Annotated in this window: 18 protein-coding genes and 3 pseudogenes; 13 read left to right on the top strand and 8 right to left on the bottom strand. The window is 35.9% G+C overall.

Features of this window, described 5'->3' with window-relative positions; all coding sequences use genetic code 11:
• Window positions 1-190: 190 nt before the first annotated feature.
• The 7 genes from MKY37_RS21740 to yhfH form a co-directional block, all read right to left on the bottom strand.
• On the bottom strand, window positions 191-436 hold the full coding sequence (locus MKY37_RS21740; RefSeq protein ID WP_340780294.1) for a hypothetical protein: 246 nt from the start codon (window positions 434-436) through the stop codon (window positions 191-193).
• A 121-nt stretch (window positions 437-557) separates the two neighbouring features.
• Window positions 558-944 (bottom strand): hypothetical protein, encoded by a 387-nt coding sequence (locus MKY37_RS21735; protein WP_340780293.1) that lies wholly within the window; start codon window positions 942-944, stop codon window positions 558-560.
• A gap of 361 nt (window positions 945-1305) precedes the next feature.
• Complete coding sequence (locus tag MKY37_RS21730; protein ID WP_340780292.1) at window positions 1306-1680, bottom strand: VOC family protein; 375 nt, start codon at window positions 1678-1680, stop codon at window positions 1306-1308.
• An 87-nt stretch (window positions 1681-1767) separates the two neighbouring features.
• On the bottom strand, window positions 1768-2727 hold the full coding sequence (locus MKY37_RS21725; RefSeq protein ID WP_340780291.1) for an RNA polymerase sigma factor: 960 nt from the start codon (window positions 2725-2727) through the stop codon (window positions 1768-1770).
• 253 nt (window positions 2728-2980) lie between these two features.
• Window positions 2981-3370, bottom strand: a complete 390-nt coding sequence (locus MKY37_RS21720) for a VOC family protein (protein WP_340780290.1) — start codon at window positions 3368-3370, stop codon at window positions 2981-2983.
• 446 nt (window positions 3371-3816) lie between these two features.
• A complete protein-coding gene (locus MKY37_RS21715; RefSeq protein ID WP_340780289.1) occupies window positions 3817-5094 on the bottom strand; it encodes an IS110 family transposase in 1278 nt (425 codons plus the stop codon).
• A gap of 515 nt (window positions 5095-5609) precedes the next feature.
• Entirely contained in the window at window positions 5610-5735 is a 126-nt protein-coding gene (gene yhfH / locus MKY37_RS21710) for a protein YhfH (RefSeq protein ID WP_340780288.1), read from the bottom strand.
• A 684-nt stretch (window positions 5736-6419) separates the two neighbouring features.
• Here yhfH and MKY37_RS21705 point away from each other — a divergent pair.
• Window positions 6420-6686: a hypothetical protein gene (locus tag MKY37_RS21705; protein ID WP_340780286.1), complete on the top strand. Its 267-nt coding sequence runs from the start codon at window positions 6420-6422 to the stop codon at window positions 6684-6686.
• Window positions 6687-6841: 155 nt separating this feature from the next.
• On the opposite strand, the pseudogene MKY37_RS21700 reads toward MKY37_RS21705, so the two are convergent.
• Window positions 6842-7033: pseudogene (locus tag MKY37_RS21700) on the bottom strand (IS5/IS1182 family transposase); the annotation flags it as partial.
• 425 nt (window positions 7034-7458) lie between these two features.
• Between MKY37_RS21700 and MKY37_RS21695 the strand changes: the two are divergent.
• The 12 genes and pseudogenes from MKY37_RS21695 to MKY37_RS21640 form a co-directional block, all read left to right on the top strand.
• Window positions 7459-7665 carry a DUF1657 domain-containing protein gene (locus MKY37_RS21695; protein WP_340780285.1) on the top strand — a complete coding sequence of 69 codons (207 nt, stop codon included), beginning with the start codon at window positions 7459-7461 and terminating at the stop codon, window positions 7663-7665.
• A 79-nt stretch (window positions 7666-7744) separates the two neighbouring features.
• A complete protein-coding gene (locus MKY37_RS21690; protein WP_340780284.1) occupies window positions 7745-8206 on the top strand; it encodes a YhcN/YlaJ family sporulation lipoprotein in 462 nt (153 codons plus the stop codon).
• A gap of 19 nt (window positions 8207-8225) precedes the next feature.
• A complete protein-coding gene (gene spoVAC / locus MKY37_RS21685) occupies window positions 8226-8705 on the top strand; it encodes a stage V sporulation protein AC (RefSeq protein WP_340780283.1) in 480 nt (159 codons plus the stop codon).
• On the top strand, window positions 8705-9718 hold the full coding sequence (gene spoVAD / locus MKY37_RS21680; protein ID WP_340780282.1) for a stage V sporulation protein AD: 1014 nt from the start codon (window positions 8705-8707) through the stop codon (window positions 9716-9718). Before spoVAC ends, spoVAD begins: the two co-directional genes overlap by 1 nt.
• 2 nt (window positions 9719-9720) lie before the next feature.
• Window positions 9721-10071: a stage V sporulation protein AE gene (spoVAE, locus tag MKY37_RS21675; RefSeq protein WP_340780281.1), complete on the top strand. Its 351-nt coding sequence runs from the start codon at window positions 9721-9723 to the stop codon at window positions 10069-10071.
• Window positions 10072-10083: 12 nt separating this feature from the next.
• The gene (locus tag MKY37_RS21670; RefSeq protein WP_340780280.1) at window positions 10084-10290 is read left to right on the top strand and encodes a DUF1657 domain-containing protein; all 207 of its coding nucleotides are present in this window, start codon (window positions 10084-10086) and stop codon (window positions 10288-10290) included.
• A gap of 22 nt (window positions 10291-10312) precedes the next feature.
• Entirely contained in the window at window positions 10313-11173 is an 861-nt protein-coding gene (locus MKY37_RS21665) for a DUF421 domain-containing protein (protein ID WP_340780279.1), read from the top strand.
• A 67-nt stretch (window positions 11174-11240) separates the two neighbouring features.
• Window positions 11241-11453: pseudogene (locus MKY37_RS21660) on the top strand (DUF1541 domain-containing protein); the annotation flags it as partial.
• Window positions 11454-11671: 218 nt separating this feature from the next.
• Window positions 11672-12034, top strand: coding sequence for a hypothetical protein (locus tag MKY37_RS21655; RefSeq protein ID WP_340780278.1), 363 nt, complete (start codon window positions 11672-11674; stop codon window positions 12032-12034).
• 151 nt (window positions 12035-12185) lie between these two features.
• Complete coding sequence (locus tag MKY37_RS21650) at window positions 12186-13277, top strand: transposase (protein WP_340780277.1); 1092 nt, start codon at window positions 12186-12188, stop codon at window positions 13275-13277.
• Window positions 13265-13576: a hypothetical protein gene (locus tag MKY37_RS21645; protein WP_340780276.1), complete on the top strand. Its 312-nt coding sequence runs from the start codon at window positions 13265-13267 to the stop codon at window positions 13574-13576. Before MKY37_RS21650 ends, MKY37_RS21645 begins: the two co-directional genes overlap by 13 nt.
• Before the next feature lie 12 nt (window positions 13577-13588).
• Window positions 13589-14002: pseudogene (locus tag MKY37_RS21640) on the top strand (transposase); the annotation flags it as partial.
• Window positions 14003-14069 lie beyond the last annotated feature (67 nt).

Here is a 14069-nt window from a genome sequence, read left to right as displayed (position 1 = left end):
AATGATACATAGATTTTGAGCAATATTCTGATACACAAATTACCTATGATTCTCCTCAAAATGAAGACAAAATAAAAGATCTCAATAACTATCGTTTTTGAGATTGAGTATATACAAAAAATGGCAATATTCAGATTTACTGAACGTCGCCATTTTATTTCGGTTTCCGAATCTTAAACTAAAGCACCCGTTAGTTGAAGAATTTTATTATAATTCCACATAGTATAGCTACTCCTACAAATGTGAATAGGTAAAGAAAATGCGAATTAACCTTACTAAAAACCACTTCACTTTGAAGTGTCTCTACATTATCCCAAGCACTTGCAAAATCTGGTTTATAATTTCTTGTTTTAATATAACCGACTAACATCATACCGAAAAAATAGACTACATGAATTACAATTGAACCAATAAATGCTTGAAGGAACAACATCATTTAGACACCCCCTATACAACTTCCTATCACCATGATAACCCATATGTCTTGTTCTGCTAAAGCACTCCGTTAGGTAAAAAAATATGGAACACCATTTTGAAAAATAAAGGTCATTCTATCTTTATAAACTATTTAGAGCATTTGATATTTCCTTAATAATTTCTTTGTGTACGTAAATATCCCAAATAATAAAGATGGTAAGGAATATAAAATATACGGTGACATACAATTTCACATTTTTCCTTGGTATCGAAGGTTTAAAAAATAATAAGAAAAAGCCTGTAATAAAAAGCGAGGATATTAAGATAGTAAGTCCCCACATGTCATATGCTTTGTTAATTGGCAACATTACTTTTATCGCTTGAATTGGAGAATCTTGCACATTGTACGTTTCTTTTTTTACGAAGCCCTCTTCAATCGTTAACTTCATCGTTTCTTCATCCAAGTAATAATTATAACCAGTCAAATTGAAGTTGGTCTTCAATGTTAAAAGAAGTATTGTTATCAAAGGAATATAAATAAATAAAGGTAAAAACCTCTTCTTAATCTTAGGAATACCTACCCCTCCTTAACGGCTTACTTTTGACATTCTTTCAAAAAGTGCCACCCACCTTCAGATTGAAAGTAAAGCATCCCCTTTGTTCAATAATTTACATATATTAACTTATTCAACACAACCATAAAAAATCCTTCTTATTCAACTAAACTGCGTCTTTAGTTAAATAAGAAAAAGGCTTTACTCCTTCTTGAAGTAAAGCACCCGTTAGTTTAAGTACATTTATTCACAAACTTCCTTTTATTAGCATATAAACTGTTTCTACAAAAAATGCGCCAACCATTTTCAGATTAGCGCATGCAATATCTTTTATTTAACCTGTACAAACCATCACTGTATTTTTGTCCGGATCTAAAACTGTAAAAAATGCAAAATCATCAAATTGAACAATTTCTGAAGCAATTTCATAATTCAGTTCTTCCACATATGCATAAGCATCCTGAATTTGATCCGTATGAAAGTTGAACAAAGGATAGGGGAGTGCCTCTACTTCCTTTATTTCTCCTTCGGGTCCTGCATCCAAAGTCAATCCTGTGAAATGATTGATTTTCAGATTGTAAACCGGTCTTATAATTTCAGAAGGTTCATACTCCTGGCCGAGCAAACGGCAATACCACTCGACCGATCTCTCTAAATTTTTCACATGGATAAACACTGTGTTTATTTGATTTCTAATTGGACTAGTCATCCAATCACTCCTTCTCTAATAATTGAAATCCTGTAAAGGAACTTCAACTATATAACGTAGTTTAGAGGGAAAATCTTACGAAGAATATTAAAAAATGTGATAAAAATATTTAGCATTTAATTTTACGTTCAACTCAGCAGCAGCATAGTTCATCAAATCCCATGAGAAACAGTAATACTTCCAGTATGTTATCTTGGTATTGCTCGCTTCCAAAAAGTAGATGTTGTTCAAGTATAATTGGGCATCTTCTTTCTTTTCCAATTCTACAATGACGGGCCTTCCCCATAATTCAATATAGTGAGGAACGATCACGTTCTGATTATCCACAACTTCTTTCCAATCCCTCAAAGAATTTTTCTTTAATTCTTCCAACCCGATTTCCAAGCTGGAATGTGTAATGTCGGTTACTATGTTGTCGTCTAATACAGAGATAATTAAATTAGGATCTTTATTTCGCAGCCCTTTCAGCATAACTTTAAACGTTTCAGATGGTTTTAATTCTCTTATGTATGAGCTTCTTTCTTTGATTGTTCCTTTTTCTTTTTGTTTTAATGTACTCCTTGCCCTGCTTAAGTTTGTATGTACGGCACTTTCACTCGAATTTAAAATTTCTGCAATTTCTTTCCCTTTGAATAGAAATACATCTGCTAATAGTAAGGAAACATATTGGATAGGGGTAAGTTGTTGTATAAGCAATTCCAAGTTTTCCATTACTAAAAAATCATTCTGTGTGGTTTTATCCTCTATTAATAATTCATAGTTAGAGAGTGTAAATCTGCCATTTCCCTTCCTTAGTTGATCAATCCAGAGATTTGTTGCAATCCGAAATAAATAAGATTTTGTCTTAACAGGCTGGTACAATTTTGCCAAGATTGAAAGTGATTTCAGCATGGTATCTTGTACTAAATCTTCTGCATCCCAAGGAGATCCGGTAAGCCGATAACAGTATCGCCACAAATCTGAACGAAACGGTTCAACTTTTTCTTTAAATTGACTTTCAATTTGTCTGATACCATCACTTAGATGGTTAAGGTTGTCTTCACTCATACCTTTATCTCCTCATCTATAATTTCTAGTTCAACTAACCTGCCACTTACTTTAATACGTTTATAAAAAATAGAGGTTCCAAATTTAAATTACTTTCCATTTGAAATAAGCATAAATCAATTTTTCTTATTAAACTAACCTGCTGCGTTAGTTCAATAAGAAAAAAGGCCGCACTCCTTCTTGAAGTAAAGCACCCGTTAGTTGAATAAGAAACTTATTTTTTATCCCAAATTGCCTTTGTTTTTAAATTGGATTAAATTCCTAAAATCGTTTTAACACGGTCATTTTCTTCTTTCTTATCCAAATACTCAAAGAAACCCAGTTGATTTCCCCAAGGGTCAGTGAAAGACCCCCATTTTGCAGAGACTTCTTCACGAGAAAATATCTCAAAGTTCTCAATTCCCAACTCCTTTACAAGTCTATCTCTTTCAGCAATTATATTAGTAACCCCTAAACGCAAAGGTCCACTACCTTCCGAAGGAGTTCCTTCAGCAACTTGCAACCAACAACCGGGTAGGATTTCCCATTCGACGAATCCATCGTGTGGTATAAAATCAGGCTTTTTGTTTAGTAAAATTTCATACCACTTATGTCCTTGTTGAATATCAGTAACACGGACTTGATTAGTTATTTCAAAAATCATTTATTTCCCTCCAATAATTTTACATATCTATAAATTCTATAAGGCGAGAAAATAATCCTTTTTCTTCAACTAAACTCCCTCTATAAACATTGAGATATCAACGGTTTTCATCACTTCGTGATTTAAGAAAAATATTTTTCTTTTCTTTGATAAACAGAGTCTTGAATTTATAGATTTTATTACCAAGTTGAGCGTACGCTTCGCTAAAACTAATGGAAATCATTAGCTTTTTTCTCCACTATGTGATGCACAATGGATCTCTGCGAAACTTATGACGACGTACCCTCCCATGTCTCTTAGCGTCAGTGCGCTTACATTCCTTCGTTCGGTCTATTCATAAGGCAGAGGCCTGCTAAGCTGCCCCGGGGACTCTTGGTCTAAGTTTAGTTATGTTGCTGGCTTCTCCGTGTCATCCTTCTTGGAATAGTTCGATGAAAAGAATTTGTTTATGCTGCCTCTGCGAGACAGTAAAGGTCTTTCATCATATGTTTCTCGTTAAAACGGACTTTCTTTTTACAAATACCATGTAATACCTTCAGTAATTTACCACACAATACCACCATTGATTGCTTTCCACGTAAGGGATTTTGTTGGCGTGTGGTGTAATATTCATGAAGTTGCTTGAAAGCTTCGTTGTGACGAATGAGTGGTACTATTACTTTGAAAAGAATATATCTAAGTCTTTTTCTTCCTCGTTTGGAGATATGTTTTTGCCCCTTATGCTGACCAGATGAGTTTTCACGTAATGTTAATCCCGCTAGTTTGATGAGTTGGCGTGGATTATCATAAAGTGAAAAGCTTCCTACTTCTGAAAGTAAATCAACAATCGTCGCATCTCCTAAACCTGGAACCGATGCAAGTAGGTCATATTCCATAGTCATTTTAGCCATTTCGGCTAGTTGATTGTTTAAAGATTCAATTTCGCTTTCTAATAAGCGATACTGACGTAGGAGCGTGGCGATTTCACGTCGGGCCATCTCTGTTCCTTCTGTCAGTCCAATAGATTTTATCGCAGCCTCAATGAGAAGCTGTGCTTTAGGTAACTGTGGAACTCTCATTCCCTCTACCTGACGGTAGAGAAACACAAGCTGTTCAGCGGTTTTCCGTTCAATATCCTTTGGCAACGGAGTCTTTTCCAGCGTGGCAAGTGCCATCTTCCCAAAAGACGGAAAGACTTGAGTAAACTCTGGAAAGTAACGATCCAACCAACGAATGATTCGATTTTTAATACTTGATAGGTCCTCCGTTAATTTGGAACGAAGGGTAGAACCAATACGCAATTCAGCATCTATGTCTTTTAATAAACGTGGATAACTAAAACGTCCATCTTTCACTAAACGAGCGATGACTAGCGCATCTTTTTTATCATGCTTGGTCGGTAAATTATCGTCCAGTTCTTTAGAACGTTTGACGTGCATTGGATTGACCATGACGAGTGGAATTCCATATTGATCTAAGAAATACGCTAAATTCATCCAATAGTGACCCGTAGGTTCAATTCCAACAACTACTTCTGTCTTCTGAGTTTCTTTCATCGTTAATCGAATCTTTTTATACAAACTTTCGAAACCTTCTTTTGATTGATGTACCGCAAATGCTTTTTCTATCACGCGTCCTCTTTCATCGACGAAACAGGCGTAATGCACACGCTTCGCAATGTCCATGCCAACGACGAGTGTATTTTCAGTCACTTGATTAATTTTGTTATTCATTTTAGAATGCATTTAGGAGTCCTCCTAGTAGATGATGGGTCAATGTGCGTTGACACTCAGCATCATACTAGAGGGCTCTTTTTTCTGCAAGACCCCGAATAACTTTCAAACAGGAATGCTGCCCCGTTAGTTGAAGATTCGGTAGTCGAAATTTATACTGGATACCCTTAATATTATTGTAACTTAAATGGTAATAACTGACACAGTAATTAATTTACTTGATTTAAAGACTGTAATGTTTCATTTTGAATATTAGGTGCAAAATAATGCTTTAAAAATGTGCAAAGTACCAACTAAAGTGACACGCTCTTTTCCATTTGGATTGGGGCGTGTTCAGAAAGGGACGAGTTTTGTTACACAGAAGATTAGAATTCCACAATCCACACGTTAAAATGAAAAAGCATCCACAGTTAATGAACACCAGTCTGGATGTAAAAAAAGGCATAAACAAAACTTTTCTTTTGAAAAAGTTTTGTTTATGCCTTTTTTAGTTTTATCTTCCGTTTTTAATACGGAAACCATATTATCTACTCTTCATGTGTACGCATACAGTGCTCACATTCGTATAGATATGATTTATGTTGTTCTTTAATTTCACATCCGCATTCACGATATTCTTTTTTCGGTAAGTTTCGGTAAAATTTGGCTGGCAACCTGGAGGTAGAATTCATGTTGAATATCTAATGTAACTTTATTTTCTTTCTGTTTCATTTGATTGTCTCCTTTCTGTAATGTGCATAATGAACACGACAAAAAAGACACCTCATAAGTTGAAGTGTCTTCAGTGTTCATCTATTTAATTTGTTTGTTCAATATACCCAAATCAATTCTAATTCTACTTTAAAATGGATGTACAATAAAAAGCCTAAATGTCTACACTCAGACTTTTCATCCGTCTTGTGTTGGGTTTCGATAGTCGATGCTCTGCTCTGTATTTACGTTAAAAAATTGTATGTATTTTTCATTGTCTTTGCATTTCAAATAGATGTGAACCTTGTTCATACAGCCTGGTTATAAAAAATATAAGCACCATTTAAAACCTTTTTGGATTCTGTTTCTCACTGTACAACAAAAAAACCCCCTAATGAGAAGGCGCATTAGGGGGTTACAAAAGATATACGTGCTAAAAAGAATGAACTTTATAACATATGCAGTTAGTTGACGTTTTGATAAGCGAACAACTTCAAAAGTCATTTGAAGTACGATATGAATATTCAACAGTATTTTGAACAATTTATATACAGGTAACTATATTTATCATCGCTGATAATACCTAATGTATAAGTACCTAAAACATGGTGCAATTTGTCATTCACCAAAATAAAGGGGCGTTCAAGATGCAAACGAAAAAACGATATGGGTATTTAAATAACCAACAGGTACATATCAATCGAATTACGATAGCCGAACTAGATATAGCAATTGCTGAATTAGAAGCAAGAGGATATGAACTTGTAAAACGCGATGAAGAAGAAACGGTTACTGATCATAAGGATTATAACTATAGAGATAACATTGGTACTAAGTGGAAATACAGTGGTACCTCAGAAAGTGTGAAACGGTGTAGGGCTATGATGAAACGAACAATAACTCCTGTAATGTGAAGGATGAATCATTAACTGAAGCAAAATATTAATTCACTTGTTTAACTATTTACGTTTAGGAATTATTGAAACATCAAACACATTCTAATTTATTCAAAGCCTATGGTCAAGAAAACCAATTTGAACAATTAGGTGTTCATTTATCTCGACAAATCGTTCGGATATTCACGGATTTTTTCCTCAGCTTCCATTGATTCGATAACTTGACGGCAATAGGTTAGCTCATCTTCTAATTCATTTGTCGTTGTTTTTAACGAGAACTTCTCTTTCATTTTTTCATCTATTTGGTACACTGCTTTTCGAAGGTTTTTCGATTTCTTCATTAGGATTTCTTCAGGAGATTTTTGATATAACGTAAATGGACTGAGAGAAAGAGACTGTTGATTGGAAATCATACCGGACACCACCTAAAGTTAGTACTTTTATTATACAAAAAAACAGCGATCCTTATCTCGATAAACCGAGATAAGGATCGCTTGTTTAAGTAAAAGGTACTTTTTCAGTGGCTGTTCGACTAGGTGGGCATTATTTGGCGCTTACTTTAGAAGGATTCAAACAGTTTTTTTCCTTCAGTAATTCAACTTGTATAGCTTCTCTATAAAACTTTCTTAAGTTTCCTGTCATTTTTTACTTCAAAAGTCGAACAGTATAAAGTTTTCACAAAACGGGTAAAATGTCCAGGGATTCATTTAGTCCAATTGACAACTAAAAATTGGAAATGAATGTTTTCTTATAGAATTTGAAATTTAATAAAATAAGGAGGTGTTATTTCATGACGGTAGTAAACGACGTTAAGACTGTTCTGGCGGGATTGAAAACTGCTCAAGCTAGCTTTGAAACATTTGCTTTAAGTACAGATAATCAGCAAGCGAAATCGCTTTATCAAGATGCTGCTATCAAAACCCAAGCTATTGTAGACAGTGTTGAACCACGTCTTCAAGAAATTCAACAAGAAGAACCTCAGTACAGAGAGGAATAATTAAAAGGAGATAAAAGGTTGGTTGAATTAACCAACCTTTTATTTCTAAAAATAATCGATATAACACAGAGGTGAAATCATGATATCCAAAATAAAAAATGTGAAAGTTGGTCTTTTAATATTAATGGTTATCGGATTATGCACAGGTTGTAATGGAAATCAGGATCAGGATGCCAATGAGGATTTGAATGTTTCACAGGTGAGTAAGCCAATCAGTCAATCCGTTGCCAATCAAGCTATAGAAAACGTCAGCATGGAAGAGGAAATTTCAGATGTGATGGCAGTGAATTCAGATAAAGAGCTATTAGTAGCCATAAAAGTAAAACAATTTGATCGTTTTCAGTTAAAAAAAATTGAGAAGAACATAAAATCAGATCTGGAAAAACGGTACCCAGATTATTCAATCTTAGTTTCAGCCGATCTAAAAATGTATTTTGAACTTGTTAAACTAGACGAAAAACTTCAAAAGAATACTTTGGGTATGAAGAACTTAGAAAAAGATATAAAAAAGATTAAAAGTCTCATGAAAGAACAATCGTAGAGAAAGAGAGGCTTGCTAGATGTCGAATAATAAAAAGAAGCAATTAACACCAGTGCAACAGGAATACCAAGAACTTCAAAAGAAACACGAAACAAAAAGACCAGTAGTTCGAAATTGCATAAAAGCTTTTTTAGTCGGTGGTCTTATCTGTCTAATCGGTCAGCTAATTTCAACATTTTATATTTATTATTTTGATTTTACCGATCAAACAGCAGGTAATCCAACGGTGGGAACTTTAGTTTTTATTGCGATGCTTCTTACAGGATTTGGAGTTTATGATAGAATCGCACAATTTGGAGGGGCGGGGACTGCTGTTCCAGTTACTGGATTTGGAAATGCTATTATATCTGCTGCTATTGAACACCGGACAGAAGGATTTGTATTAGGGGTAGGTGGTAATATGTTTAAACTTGCCGGTTCGGTAATTCTGTTTGGCGTATTTTCTGCATTTATCATTTCTTTGATTAAAACAATCTTTATACAGTGGGGTGGTTTGTAATGTTAGCAGGTCATCGTACATGGATCTTTGATCAAAAACCAGTAATTATTTCCACTGGAACAGTCGGAGGGCCATTCGAAGCAGATGGAGCTATAGCAGATGATTTTGATCTTCTGCATTCCGATTTGTGGCTCGCGCAAGATTCATATGAAAAAGCACATAAAATACTTTTTGAAGAAGCCTGTCAAAAAGCACTCGAAAAAGGAGAAATTCAAAAGGAACAAGTTCAATTTCTACTAGCTGGTGATCTGATTAACCAAATTACCCCTACAAGTTTCGCAAGTCGAACGATTGGAGCCCCTTATTTCGGTTTGTTTGGAGCCTGTTCAACATCTATGGAAGGATTGGCTCTAGGTGCCTATATCATTAACACAAATGGGGCTAAATATATATTAACAGGAGCTTCCAGTCATAACACGGCCGTTGAAAAACAGTTTCGCTATCCGACTGAATATGGTGGACAAAAACCGCCTACTGCACAATGGACAGTAACGGGTGCAGGGGCTGCTTTGTTAAGTAATACCGGGGAAGGACCACGTGTAACTTCTGCCACGATAGGCCGCGTCATTGATATGGGGTTGACAGATCCTTTTAATATGGGAGGGGCTATGGCACCCGCTGCGGTTGATACCATCGAAGCGCATTTAAAGGAACGAAACGTTGATCCCTCTTATTATGACTTAATCGTAACAGGTGACCTTGGCAAAATAGGGCATGAAGCATCGCTTGAAATATTCAAAAAGCATGGAACCCCTATCACGGAAGAACAATACCAGGATTGTGGACTCATGATTTATCGGGAAGGACAGCCGGTTTTGGCAGGAGCCAGTGGTGCGGGTTGCTCAGCAACCGTAGTATATGGCCATTTATTAAATCGCATGAAAAAAGGTGAATTTAAAAGAATGTTAGTGGTAGCTACAGGTGCTCTACTATCACCGCTAACCTTCCAGCAAAACGAAACAATTCCTTGTATTGCTCATGCGGTATCGATTGAATACGGGGGGGAAGAATAGATATGATCTTTTTTTGGGCTTTTGTTGTTGGTGGCTTGATTTGTGTAATAGGTCAAATTATGTTTGATGTGTTTAAACTAACACCAGCACATACGTTAAGTACCCTTGTAGTGTCTGGTGCCATTTTAGATGGGGTAGGTTTATATGAACCATTGATTGATTTTGCTGGTGCAGGAGCTACCGTACCAATTACAAGCTTTGGTAATTCACTGGTACATGGGGCGATGGCAGAAGCTGAAAAACACGGCTTAGTTGGGGTACTCACTGGGATGTTCGAAGTGACAAGTTCCGGTATTTCATCTGCCATTGTTTTCGGCATGATTGGTGCATTATTTTTTAAACCAAAGGGATGAGGAGGATGACAGATGACTGTAGTGTCGGATGTAAAACAATGTCTAGCTAGTCTCAAAGGAGTAGAAGCTAGCCTATCCAATTTAGCAGAACGTACACAAGATAATGAATCAAAACAAACCATACATGAAACGATGATGGTAGTAAGCGAAATAGTGACAGATTTGAATAAAAGGGTTGGAGAATTGGAAAATGAAGAATATCAATATAAAGGTTTTTAAGTAAAGAGGAGGTCTTTTAATCATGCCTGAATGGCTAGATGTCGCGCTTCGATCAGTAATGTTTGTCATTTTTCTTTTTTTCGTTACCAAGGTACTAGGTAAAAAACAAATAGCTCAACTTTCTTTCTTTGAATATGTAACTGGAATAACCATTGGAAGCATAGCAGCAGAAAGTATCATGGGATTAGATGGAAACATGTTTTTAGGATTGTTAGGGATTGGAATCGTTTCATTGATCCCATTTTTAGGTGGTCTTATTTCTTTAAAAAGTAAAAAGTTTCGCGATTTTACAGAAGGCAAGGGGACTATATTCATCAAAGACGGAAAAGTTATGGAAGATAATTTGAAGAAGGAAAGATATACTGTGGACGAATTGTTAGAACTACTTCGGAATAAGGATGTCTTCCAGGTGTCTGATGTGCAATTTGCGATTTTAGAGGCAACAGGTGATTTATCTGTCATGCTGAAGAAAGAGAACCAACCTTTAACACCAAAGGATTTAAACATGAAAGTAGCTTCAATTAAGGAACCTCAGACTGTCATTATGGATGGCAAGATTTTGGATGAACCACTTGCCACCATTGGGCATAGTCGGGGGTGGTTAAAGACAGAAATAGAAAAACTAGGGGTTACAATTGAAAACGTATTTATTGGTCAAGTAAATTCTTATGGGGAATTAACGGTTGATGTTTTTGATGATAAGCTACAAGTTCCATCTCCGCAGGAAAGGCCTTTAATGCTTTCAACGATGAAAAAATGCCAAGCGGACTTAGAATTATTTGCGCTTGCAACAGAAGATAAGGATGCTAAGCAGCTATTTGTAAAAAACAGTGAAAAACTGCAAAAAGCAATTGATCAAGTTACCTATATTTTAAAAAGTTGATTATCTTAAAATATGGCTCGCATGTGATTGTACAGAAAGGAGGTATAGCAGATGATCCTGCTTTACCTATCCTGTTGGAAGCCAAGCCATTATCAATGCGGAACATATGTCGGGAATGAATGGTTCTGAAGCTACAATATATGGTGCCTTTGATACGACAATTTATACTGTTACATATACTCCAACAACTGTTGGTGAACCAGTTGAGGATCATAAATGGGTGATTCACGAAGAAATTGAAAATGCTGGTGATGAACCGTTTCAACCAGGTGATGAAGTAAATGCAAAACGTCATTGGCAACCAATAAGTAAGGTTCAACAAATAAACGGTCATTTTGAAATATTGATTGAGATGAAAAACGGAGTGTTTAAACAAAGTGAAAGTTTGGATATAGGAATGTGACTATATTAACATCCCTAGGAACCACAAGTATAAAAAAAGAATAAACGGGCAATATAATTTAGATTATAAAATGAATATAGAAAGGGCGGTAAAAAATGAATCTTAAGTGGTTAAGACTAGTAACAGCAGTTTTTCTATCTGCCATCTTGTTAATGGGTTGTAATAATGATGAAGAACCGATTGAAGATCCCGCAGATGCAACTGATCCAGATACTACAGATGAAAATAATGTGGTCCCTGATTTAGAAGAACCGATTGAAGATCCCGCAGATGCAACTGATCCAGATACTACAGATGAAAATAATGTGGTCCCTGATTTAGAAGAACCGGTTGAAGATCCCGCAGATGCAACTGATCCAGATACTACAGATGAAAATAATGTGGTCCCTGATTCAGAAGAACCGGTTGAAGATCCCGCAGATGCAACTGACCCAGATACAACAGATGAAAATAAGTAAACAGCAATAAGTTTAAGGGGCTGTCCCAAAAGTCACCAATAATGACTTTTGGGGGCAGCCCTTTTTTCGTTACTAAAAATGGGTACAAAAAAATCGTCACTTCTAGTAAAATGAAAGTTACCACACCAACATTTAGAAGGGACGATTTTTTATGTGCAATCCAAAGATTACTAATCCAAATTATATCACTGAACAAACTTCACTTCCACTGGCAATTCAGGAGGAAACTTGCGTTTCTAAAAAAAGAAATTACGCACCTACTTTTATTCCATATAATAACCAACAAGGAATATCCCTTTTTGATATACAAGATTTGATCCCTGGCAACCATGTATCACGCGTGATTGATGAAATGATTGAGTCTATTGATGACGAAGTTTTCTTTTCTCATTATAAAGGTGGTGGGAGAAGCTCATTCCATCCGAAGATGATGACAAAAGTGATTCTGTACGGTTATTCTAAAAAGGTTTATTCCTCATGGGGTATTGAAAATTTACTCAGCGAAAATATTCCCGTAAAATGGCTCGCAGCTGGACAAGAACCCGATCATCGTACAATCAATCGCTTCCGTTCAGAGCAATTTATAAACATGATAGATTCACTATTTGAAGAAATGATTCTGCTACTTATCGAGCAAAACTATATTACCATGGAAAACTACTTTTTTGATGGGACAAAAATTGAAGCCGATGCCAATAAGTATTCTATTGTGTGGAAAAAAGCAACGAAGAATTTCGAGGGAAAGCTAAAAGAAAAAATACAAGAAACGATTCAACATATTCAAGAAATAGCGGAATCCGAGTTGATTCAATCTACTATTAAGGAAGTCAAAGAAGACGTAACCCCAGAACAATTAGAAATCATTGCGCAGGAATTGGAAGAACAGGTATTCACTTTAACAAATGAAGTTGAAGCAGAAGAAGATGTCGCGGCACGTAAAGAAATCCGTTCGCAACGAAGTGTGCTAAAGAAACCATTAAAATTGATTCGAGAAAACTTCTTACCTCGCCTGAATAAATATAAACAACAATACGAAGTCTTCGGTGACCGCAATAGCTTTTCGAAAACAGATTATGACGCGACGTTTATGCGAATGAAAGATGATCATATGAAAATCGGACAATTAAAAGCGGCTTATAATGTTCAAATGGCAACAGAAAATAAATTCATTTTATTTTACTTTACTCCATGCATCAACGTCCTACGGATACACGCTGCTTTATTCCACACTTGGAGAAATTAGCAGCATCTAGTTTACCGATGCCAAAAACGGTGATAGCCGATGCGGGTTATGGAAGTGAAGAAAATTATCTGTATGCGATGGGTGAAGAAAAAGAACCCCGTTTTGACTTCCTTATTCCGTACAGAATGTATCTAAAGGAAAAGTCACGAAGTTATAAGAAGAACATCAAACATGCGAAGAATTGGGATTACATCGAAAAGGAAGATCATTTTATTTGTCCAAACGGGCGTAGAGTTGAATTTAAAAAGTATTTGAATAAGAAAAATGTCTCGGGTTATATACAAAGTTTAAAAGTGTAAGAATGTGAGGACTGTTCAGATTGTCCATTGAAAGCACTCTGTACAAAAGCCAAAGGCAATCGCCAAGTACAATGGAACCCCATTTTTGAAGAAATGAAAGCAAAGGCCAAAGCAGCCCTTGAATGTGAAACGAAATCACGCATCTACGCACAACGTAAAATTGACGTAGAAAGTGTTTTTGGCCACATCAAGGGCAATCGATCGTTCCGCAGATTTTTACTGCGGGGCCTCGAAAAGGTCCACACAGAATTTGGGATTGTGGCATTAGCCCACAACCTACTGAAAGTAGCAGGCATTCGCCAACTACTTTCAAGAAAAATTAGTAAAAACATAAATACAGGTGGAGAAAAACGACTCGTTTTTCTCCACCTGTTTTATTTTAGGGACTTATTAGACAGCCCCTTTGTTTTGTATGTTTCAAATTGAACTATTATGATTCCTAAAAAAGGTGAAAAGAAATTTAACTTTTCCAATTTGAATTTTCAAGAAAATC

The sequence above is a fragment of the Psychrobacillus sp. FSL K6-2836 genome, from assembly GCF_038003085.1.
Classification (GTDB): domain Bacteria; phylum Bacillota; class Bacilli; order Bacillales_A; family Planococcaceae; genus Psychrobacillus.
This window is presented reverse-complemented; position numbering and strand designations above follow the sequence as displayed.